Below are 7,106 nucleotides of genomic sequence, written 5' to 3' on the forward strand. Positions count from 1 at the left end.
GGCGCGTGCGCTGGCAGCGTTCCGGCGGGCGAAGGCGCTCTACCCGCAGATGGAGAAGGTCGGCGAGGCGATCAACCGCCTCACCCCGGAGGTCGACGGCCGCGACCTGTGACCCGGGTGATCGCCGTCCTCCTGACCCTCCTTGCCCTGCCCTTCGCCCTCGCCGGCCTCGTTCTGGCGATCGGGGCCCTGGCGGCGCTGGTGATCACGCTCCGGGTCGGCGCGGCCAACCCGCCCGCGGGTCCGTTCGTGACGATCACCGGCGGGCGGCTCGCGACCCTGCAGGACGGCCCGGCGAACGGGCCGCCCGTCGTCCTCCTGCACGGGGCCTCGGCCAACGCGTCGGATCCCATGGAGGGGATCGGCCGCCGCCTCGCCGCGCAGGGCTTCCGGGTGATCGCCTTCGACCGGCCGGGATTCGGATGGAGCGACCGGATTGCCGGCGGCGACGCCGCGGCACCCTCCGTGCAGGCCGGGATGATCGCGGAAGCGCTGAACCGCATGGGCGTCGGGCCGGCGGTGGTGTTCGGTCATTCCTGGGCCGGCGCCCTCGCTTTGGCCCTCGCCCTGGATCACCCGGAGCGGGTTTCCGCCCTCGCCCTCGCCGCGCCTGTGGCGATGCCCATGCCGGACCGGATGCCGGATCTGCCGTGGTACTGGCGGTTCGCCATAAAGCCCCCGGTGGCGTGGGTGCTCAGCCGGACGATCGGACCGCCGATCGCCCGGCGGTTCCTGCCCGAGGCGGCGCGCCGGGTCTTCAAGCCGCAGCCCGCGCAAGCGGATTATCCGGACTTGGCCAGATCCGACCTGGTTCTGCGACCGGAGACGCTGCTCGCCAACGTCCAGGATCTGCTCGGCCTGTCGCGAGCCCTCGCGGCGCAGAGCCCGCGCTACGGCAGGATCCACATCCCGACCCTGGTGATCTCCGGCGAGGCCGACCCGATCGTCCGCGCCGACGCGCAGGCGGTGCCGCTCGCGCGGGCGATCCCGGGGGCGCGGCTCGTGCTGCTGCCGGGCATCGGCCACATGCTCCAGTATGTCGCCGCCGAGCGGGTCACGGAGGAGATTATCCGGCTGGCCGCGGCGACCAGCGCGACCGGTTCGGAACCAGCCGTCGCGCATTGAACCGCGGGCCGATCAGGACACGTCCGTCCGCGTCGTCCCGGGGCAACGGTGGCAAGCCCGGTTTTGAGAATTGCTGTCCGCGCAAGTTCCCGCCGCGTCGGCGGCCGGCATCCCGATCGCAATCGGGATGCCGGCAGCGCTGGAGGCCTGCCGCCTCACGCCTTCTCGGCGTGCTCGCGGGTGATGAAGGTCAGCCGCACGAGGTTGGTGGCGCCCGGCGTGCCGAACGGCAGGCCGGCGACGACGATCACCCGGTCGCCCACCGCGGCAAACTTCTCGCGTACGGCGAACTTGGCGGCGCGGAAGGACATGTCGTCCACGTCGCTGGCATCCTTGGTGACGATCGGGTTGCGTGCCCAGGCCAGGGCGAGGCGCCGCGCCGTCTCGCGCCGGGGTGTCAGCGCGATCACGGTGGCGTCGGGCGCTCGCGCGACAGGCGGAGCGCCGTGGAGCCGGAATTGGTCCAGGCCATGATCGCGTCGAGGTTCAGGGCATCGACCATCTGGTGGGCCGCCGCCGCGATGGCATCGGCGGCCGTCTCGTCGGGGGTCGCGCTCTGCGCCCTGATGATCGACCAGTAGATCGCGTCCCGCTCCACCTGCTCGGCGATGCGGTTCATGGTCTCCACGGCCCCGATCGGGTGGGCCCCCGAGGCGCTCTCCGCAGAGAGCATCACGGCATCCGCCCCCTCGTAGACCGCCGTGGCGACGTCCGAGACCTCGGCGCGGGTCGGGACCGGAGCCGTGATCATCGATTCGAGCATCTGGGTGGCCACGACCACCGGCTTGCCGTAGCGCCGGGCGCCGCGGGTGATGCGCTTCTGCACCCCCGGGACCTGCTCCAGGGGCATCTCCACGCCGAGATCGCCGCGGGCGACCATCAGGCCGTCGGAGATCTCGATGATCTCGTCGAGGCGCGCCAGCGCCTGCGGCTTCTCGATCTTGGCCATCACCAGGGCACGGCCGGCGCAGACCTTCTTCACCTCGGCCACGTCCTCGGGCCGCTGGACGAACGAGACGGCGATCCAGTCGGCGCCCGCGTTCAGGCCGGCATCGAGGTCCGCCCGGTCCTTGTCGGTCATCGCCGGGACCGGGATCACCGTATGCGGCAGGGATACGCCCTTCCGGTTCGAGATCCGGCCGCCGACCTCGACGCGGGTCACGGCGCGGTTGTGCGAGGTCTCGACCACCGTCAACCGGAGCTTGCCGTCATCGAGCAGGATGGCGTGGCCCGGCTCCAGCGCCTCGAGGATCTCGGGATGCGGCAGGTGGCAGCGGGCGGCATCGCCCGGCGTCGGATCGCCGTCGAGCACGAAGGTGGCGCCGGCCTCGATCATCGCGGCCCCCTCCGCGAAGGTGCCGAGCCGAAGCTTCGGCCCCTGCAGGTCGACCAGGATGCCGATCGGCCGCTTGGCCTCCCGCTCGATGGTGCGGATCGCCTCCACCTTCTCGGGCAGCTTCTCGCGCGGCAGGTGGCTCATGTTGAGCCGGAACACGTCGACGCCCGCGCGGAACAGCCGCTCGATCATCTCCGGCGAATCGGAGGCCGGGCCCAGGGTGGCGACGATCTTCGTGCGGCGTGACCGTTTCAAGCGTATTCCTCCGGTTATTCGTTGCCGTGCAGCGTGAAGCGCCGCCGGTTCAAGGGTTTGGCCACGGGTGTGAGCATCCCGCGCCGGACAGCGTCAAGGCCGCCGCCTTCACGTTACGGTTTTGCCGGCGCCTCGGCCCGGTTGGGATCGGTGAGCTGGATGGTCCAGCTCTTCTGCTCGCCGGTATCGACTTCGAAGAAGCCGTTCCGGTCGTAGCCGCGGGCGAGACAATCCTCGATCCCGCGGATCGTGAATTCCGAATCACGGGTGCACATCAGCGAGCGGCCGCTCCACTCGCCGCCGCGCGTGTAGTCGACTGCGAACACGTAGTAGAACCGCGCCGCCAGCGCGCCCTTGAGAAGCGTCTCGCAGGCCTTCGGCGCCAGATCCCACCAGCCCTCCGTCACCCAGCCCTGCGGGTCGCGATAGCCCAGCGAGATCCCGACCTTGCTGGCGGTCTGGTTGCACAGGCGCAGATCCGCCCGGGCGGGGCTCGCGCCGAGGAGCGCGAGGCCGAGGACCGTGACTGCCGGGAGGAGCTGAGCCGCCGAGACGCGCGACCTAGTTGACGAGGATGATGCGGCAGTCGTTGACATTGGTACAGGTCGGACCGGGGTTCACAAGGTCGCCGAGGGCCGCGAAGAACGCGGTGGAGTCGTTCTGCTCCAGCATCGCGGCCGGGTCGAGGCCGGCGGCCCGGGCCCGCTCCAGGGTCGTCGGATCGACGAGGCCGCCCGCCGGGTCGGTGGCGAGGCCCCGGCCGCCGTCGGTCCCGTCGGTATCGGCACTGATGCCGAAGATGCCGGGCTCGCCGTCCAAGGCCACCGCCAGCGCCAGGGCGTATTCCTGGTTCGGGCCGCCATGGCCCTCACCGCGGATCGTGACTGTGAGCTCGCCGCCGGAGATCAGCGCCACGCGCCGGCCCTCGGCCTTGAGGCGCTTGGCCTCGGCCGCGTGCTCGGCCGCGACTGGTGGCGAGGCCCCGGCCCCTTTGGTCCCCTCGTATTGGCACTGATTCCGAAATTCCGGGCTCCCGTCCAAAGGCACCGCCAGCGCCAGGGGTATTTCTGGTTCCGGCCGCCATGGCCTCACCGGGATCGGGACTGGAGCTCCCCGCGGGAGATCAGCGCCACGCGCCGCCCCTCGGCCTGAGGCGCTGGGCTTCGGCCGCGTGCTCGGCCGCGACTTCGCGGGCCTCGCCTTCGAGATCGGCGCCGAGCAGGATCGGCTCGTAGCCGGCCGCGCGGGCGGCCTCGGCGGCGGCATTCAGGGCGTCGATCGGCCGGGCGATGATCCGGTACTCGGCGCGGGCGAAGGCGGGGTCGCCGGCCTTCGGCGTCTCGTTGTTCGGGTCGTTGAGGAGCCGCGAAGCCTCCTCGGGCAGCGGGATGCCGCGCTTCTCACAGATGGCGCGGGCATCGGCGAGCGTGGACGGATCGGGCACCGTCGGGCCCGACGCGATCACCGCCGGATCGTCGAACGGCACGTCGGAGATCGCCAGCGTCAGGATGCGCCGGGCGTTGCGGGCCGCGAGGGCGAGGCGTCCGCCCTTGATCCGCGAGATGTGCTTGCGCACCGTGTTGATCTCGCCGATCGGCGCGCCGGAGCGGAGCATCGCCCGGGTGATCGCCTGCTTCTCGACGAGCGTCAGGTCGCCGGCCGGGGCGATCCAGTTGGCCGAGCCACCGCCCGACAGCAGGACCAAAACCTCGTCGTCCGGCCCCGCCTCGGTGGCGAGCCGCAGGGCCTCCCGGGTCGCCGAGATGCCGGCCTCGTCGGGCACCGGATGGCCCGCCTCGACCATGTGGATGCCCGGCGCGTCCTGGCCGTAGCCGTGGCGGGCCACTGCGAGGCCGACGATCCGGTCGTCGCCGAGTCCATGCTGCCGGCGGTAGAACCGGCTCGCCACGGCGCTCATGCTGCCGGCGGCCTTGCCGGCCGCCAGGATGATCAGACGGCCGGGGCTCGGCTCCGGCAGGTGGGGCGGCAGGCAGAGATCCGGATGGGCGGCGCGGATCGCGGCCGTGAGAATCGAGTCGAGGAGCGCGCGCTGATCCCGGATGGCCGCATCGGCGACGGGCGGAACGGTCTCGGTCATGGCGTCGAACGGGCTCCTCTCTTGTTTGTGTCGCACACTCCCCGCCCGTTTCTTCCCTGGGCGGCGGGCCCGTTTCTTGCCGTGAGCGCACGATCCTTGATAGGTGATCTGCCCGAGCGGCCGCGCGACGGCAAGCGCCATCCGCGCCCTCGCACAGATCTGAAGACCTCGGAGCCCCGTGACCCGTCCGGAGACAGAAACGGCCCTCCCGCCCGCGCATCCCTGCGAGATCATCCCCGGCGACCCCGCCTGCGGCCTCGTCATCGCCTGCGATCACGCCTCGAATTTCGTGCCGCCGGATATCGAGCTCGGTTTGCCGGAGTCGGAATACGCCCGGCACATCGCTTACGATATCGGCGCGGCGGCGGTGACGCGGAGCCTCGCGGCGCAGCTCGGGGCCCCGGCGATCCTCACGAACTTCTCGCGGCTGATCATCGACCCGAATCGCGGGCGCGCCGACCCGACGCTGGTGATGCGCCTGTCAGACGGCGCCGTGGTTCCTGGCAACGCCCGGATCGACGAGGCCGGCAAGCAGGCGCGGATCGCCCGGTTCTACGCCCCGTTCGACGCGGCCATCGACGACGCGATCACCGCCGCCGCGGCGGCCGGCCGTCCGCCCGTGCTCCTGACCCTGCACAGCTTCACGCCCTACTGGCGCGGCATCGCGCGGCCCTGGCAGGTCGGCATCCTGTACGACGGGGACGAGCGCTTTGCCCGCCCCCTCATCCGCGCGCTGGAGGCGGATCCCGCCGGGCTGACCGTCGGCGACAACCAGCCGTATGGCGGCGGCCTGCCGGGCGACACGATCGACCGTCACGCCACCGCGCGGGGCCTCGCCAACGCCCTCGTGGAGATCCGCCAGGATCTGATTGCCGGCGCGGACGGACAGGCCGAGTGGGCCGCGCGCTTCGCCCGCATCCTTCGCCCGCTCCTCGCGGCTTGATCTCCGTCCGGCCGCTCCCGAAATCGGGAGCGGGCCGCCCGACCTGAAGAGAGTTGCCACCGATGAGCGCGATCGATCCCCGGACCCAGACGGAACTCGAAGCCGCGGTGTTCCGCCGCCTCGTCGCGCATCTGCGCAATCGGACGGACGTGCAGAACATCGACCTGATGAATCTGGCGGGCTTCTGCCGGAACTGCCTGTCGAACTGGCTCAAGGACGCCGCCGATGAGACAAGCGTGCCGCTGACCAAGGACGAGAGCCGCGAGGCCGTCTACGGGATGCCTTACGCCGAGTGGAAGGCGCGCTTCCAGACCGAGGCAACCCCGCAGCAGCAGGCGGGCTTCGCGGCGTCGCAGGCCAAGGAGCATTGAGGCGGCGGCCGGCAGGCAGCGAATCGGCTAAGCTTCCAGTAAGGCCGGCCCATTAACCACGGGTCCAGGGCGCAACCGCGCCGTGCATTCGGGAGAGCCCCATGAACGCCCATTCGATGCCCACCGCCGCGCAGCGGCCCGGCGGCGACGTCTCGTCGGCCGAGGGCGTAGCCGCCGACGAGCTGAAGCAGTTCATCGAGCGCCTGGAGCGCCTCGAGGAGGAAAAGGCCGGCATCATGGGCGACATCAAAGAGGTGTTCGCCGAGCTGAAGGGCCGGGGCTTCGACGCGAAGGCCGTCCGCACGATCCTCCGCATCCGCAAGCAGGATCACAGCGAGCGCCAGGAGCAGGAGGCGATCCTCGAGCTCTACATGCAGGCCCTCGGCATGGCGTAGTCGGACCAGGCGGCAACGCACGCCCACCCGTCCGCGCCATCCTTGGCCTGAGGGCCTGCAGCCCAGCGGGGGTCTCGACGGAGCAGACCAGGGAGCGCCGTGCTCTCTGGAGATCGCCTTCGAAGCCCGCGGACGCGGGTCTCTCGGGACGAGGGGCGTGGGTTGGACTGCTTTCCCTGCGCTCCGCCCCGCGGGCCGGACGATGCGACGCTCAGTGCGCCTCCGCGGCGGCCGACACGGCAGGACTGTCGAGGCCGAGGGTGCGGCCGGGATATCCGGCGGCATCGAAATAGCGGATCTCGCCCACCGTCTGGTAGGCGAGCGCCGTCACGTGGCCGGCGGCGTCCGGCTCCGAGCGCAGCTCCGCCCGGGCGAAGGTCGGCGTGCTGCCATTGGCCAACGCCTCGGTCAGGACGCGGCCGACCAGCCGGCCCTTGCCGGGAATCGTGAGGCCCAGGAGCTGGGCGATGGTCTTGCCGAGGTCGGCATTGCTCGCCGGCACCGCGCTCGCGAGGCCCGCCCGGAAGCTCGGCCCTGCCGCGCCCATGACGTTGCGGGTATCGGCGCGGGAGAAGCTGCCGTG

Annotated in this window: 5 protein-coding genes and 4 pseudogenes; 4 read left to right on the top strand and 5 right to left on the bottom strand. The window is 71.5% G+C overall.

The window, feature by feature from the left end; translation table 11 throughout:
• Window positions 1-108 precede the first annotated feature (108 nt).
• A complete protein-coding gene (locus I53_RS01345; RefSeq protein ID WP_043345875.1) occupies window positions 109-1,125 on the top strand; it encodes an alpha/beta fold hydrolase in 1,017 nt (338 codons plus the stop codon).
• A 155-nt stretch (window positions 1,126-1,280) separates the two neighbouring features.
• On the opposite strand, the pseudogene pyk reads toward I53_RS01345, so the two are convergent.
• From pyk to I53_RS36045, 4 genes and pseudogenes are all read right to left on the bottom strand, one after another.
• Window positions 1,281-2,716 (bottom strand): annotated as a pseudogene (gene pyk / locus I53_RS01350) (pyruvate kinase).
• A gap of 113 nt (window positions 2,717-2,829) precedes the next feature.
• Window positions 2,830-3,312 (bottom strand): DUF1036 domain-containing protein, encoded by a 483-nt coding sequence (locus I53_RS01355; protein WP_075381519.1) that lies wholly within the window; start codon window positions 3,310-3,312, stop codon window positions 2,830-2,832.
• A pseudogene (locus I53_RS36040) lies at window positions 3,278-3,652 on the bottom strand (MOFRL family protein); the annotation flags it as partial. The pseudogene I53_RS36040 and the gene I53_RS01355, both read right to left, overlap by 35 nt.
• Window positions 3,653-3,868: 216 nt before the next feature.
• Window positions 3,869-4,814, bottom strand: a pseudogene (locus I53_RS36045) (glycerate kinase); the annotation flags it as partial.
• A 178-nt stretch (window positions 4,815-4,992) separates the two neighbouring features.
• On the opposite strand from I53_RS36045, the gene I53_RS01370 reads away from it, so the two are divergent.
• The 3 genes from I53_RS01370 to I53_RS01380 all read left to right on the top strand — a co-directional run bounded on the left by I53_RS01370 (window position 4,993) and on the right by I53_RS01380 (window position 6,523).
• The gene (locus I53_RS01370; RefSeq protein ID WP_043345878.1) at window positions 4,993-5,757 is read left to right on the top strand and encodes an N-formylglutamate amidohydrolase; all 765 of its coding nucleotides are present in this window, start codon (window positions 4,993-4,995) and stop codon (window positions 5,755-5,757) included.
• Window positions 5,758-5,819: 62 nt separating this feature from the next.
• Window positions 5,820-6,128, top strand: coding sequence for a DUF1244 domain-containing protein (locus I53_RS01375; RefSeq protein ID WP_043345880.1), 309 nt, complete (start codon window positions 5,820-5,822; stop codon window positions 6,126-6,128).
• 116 nt (window positions 6,129-6,244) lie between these two features.
• A complete protein-coding gene (locus I53_RS01380; RefSeq protein WP_026604676.1) occupies window positions 6,245-6,523 on the top strand; it encodes a DUF2312 domain-containing protein in 279 nt (92 codons plus the stop codon).
• 211 nt (window positions 6,524-6,734) lie between these two features.
• On the opposite strand, the pseudogene I53_RS01385 reads toward I53_RS01380, so the two are convergent.
• Window positions 6,735-7,106 (bottom strand): annotated as a pseudogene (locus I53_RS01385) (alkaline phosphatase family protein); the annotation flags it as partial.

This window comes from Methylobacterium sp. B1, assembly GCF_000333255.1.
Taxonomy (GTDB): Bacteria; Pseudomonadota; Alphaproteobacteria; order Rhizobiales; family Beijerinckiaceae; genus Methylobacterium; species Methylobacterium fujisawaense.